This window comes from Capnocytophaga catalasegens (assembly GCF_026005215.1).
Lineage (GTDB): Bacteria > Bacteroidota > Bacteroidia > Flavobacteriales > Flavobacteriaceae > Capnocytophaga > Capnocytophaga catalasegens.
Genome location: NZ_BPMA01000080.1, coordinates 1 through 1,503 on the forward strand (window position 1 = coordinate 1; position 1,503 = coordinate 1,503).

General features: G+C 31.1%; 3 protein-coding genes. All 3 read left to right on the top strand.

Annotation, left to right across the window (positions count from 1 at the left end; all coding sequences use genetic code 11):
• The first annotated feature begins 96 nt into the window (after positions 1–96).
• The 3 genes from OO775_RS13745 (at position 97) to OO775_RS13755 (ending at position 1,412) form a co-directional block, all read left to right on the top strand.
• Positions 97–264, top strand: a complete 168-nt coding sequence (locus tag OO775_RS13745) for a hypothetical protein (RefSeq protein WP_264847798.1) — start codon at positions 97–99, stop codon at positions 262–264.
• Positions 222–680, top strand: a complete 459-nt coding sequence (locus OO775_RS13750; protein ID WP_264847799.1) for a hypothetical protein — start codon at positions 222–224, stop codon at positions 678–680. The genes OO775_RS13745 and OO775_RS13750 overlap by 43 nt, the downstream gene beginning before the upstream one ends.
• 75 nt (positions 681–755) lie before the next feature.
• Positions 756–1,412, top strand: coding sequence for a hypothetical protein (locus OO775_RS13755; protein ID WP_264847800.1), 657 nt, complete (start codon positions 756–758; stop codon positions 1,410–1,412).
• Positions 1,413–1,503 lie beyond the last annotated feature (91 nt).

A 1,503-nucleotide genomic window follows, 5' to 3' on the forward strand; every position in this document is an offset into this window, starting at 1 on the left:
GAAGAGGAGCAATGGAAAAAATACCAAGCTAAGGGAACCAAAAAAAGTTTTTGGGATAGGCTATTTGGGTAACAAACCTTAAAAAAACACCACACTATGAATATCATCACCAATACCGCAGAACTCATTTGCAATCAAGGTACTACCAAAAGCAAACTTACCGTAACAAGTCAGGATTTTGTAACTATTGAGGATAAGACCCCAGTGGTAACAACATTTATATGGACGGCAAACAGAAGATTAGCTTTAACGGAGCAACTTTAGAGTTCAATGCCCAACGTATTATAATGAATGCTACCGAAAGAACTGAAATAACCACCAACGATTACATCCTCAATGCCCTTAGCAAAATATATGTATTTAGCTCTTGGTTTAAACAACAAATCAATGGCTTTATGCATCTTTTCAGCAATAGCGCTTTGATAAACACTACAAATGCCATAGACATCGAAGCTAAAGAAGCCAAACTCCTCGGTACAGAAAAATCTATTGTACATTCTGATAATGTAGCAGTTGTAAACAGTTTAGGAACCGCTGAACTCAAAGGAAAACAAGGCAATAAATACACTCAAAAAGCTGAAAATATAAAGGGGAATTCTAAAGAGTTTATCTCTAATGTAATAGTTGAGTTTAGACCTCATTTTAATTGGGGTGGTGAATTTGGGTTTGATTGGTTGTGAATTGATGATGGGGCTGCCCTTACAAAAGAAAAACCTTATGAAGAAATTATAGAAGGAGGATATGGGAATGGTATAGTGGATTTAACAAGAGGAACAACTGGAACAGCTTGTCTTAAACTTAAAACACAATATCATCAACATTGTATAAAGAGAAAAGATATAACAAACACGAATACAGAATATTTTGTTCCTTATCTTTCTCTCTTTTCTAAAGAATTTGTAGATAAATTAGCTACTTCTCCTAATCGTCCTGTAATATTACCTCAATATGAAGCTGAGATTCAACTTTTAATAGAGATAGAAGAAAATATTGATAAATTAGAATTTGAATATAACAAAGATATCTTTAAATTAGATAAAAATGTTTTATCTAATAAAACCGTAACTTCTTTAACTAAGGGAGAAACAATAAAAATCACTTGTTTAAAAGATTTAGATAGTGACAAAGAGATTAAGATTTACGCTTATCCAAAAATAGATAGTTCTGAACCAGAAATGCTTTTAGGTAGTGAGAGTCAAGCCGTTGAAGAACAGGATTTCTACAATAAATTAGAATCTTTTTTTAACCGAAAATTAGCTGGTAAGATTATTATTCTACAAAATGACAGCAGAGTAAGGAAAGAAAAGAAGTTTGTATTAGTACCTGTGATGACAAATATACATAATATTGTAGGTAATGATAAAATAGGTTCTTTTTCTTTAATAGAAAAAGAAAATTATGTATCTCCGTAATCACTAATAAAAAAATCTATTTGCCAAAAAATAGAATTCAAAAATAAAAAATACCATTGAAAATAAGATAAATTGTATATCCGTAATCACT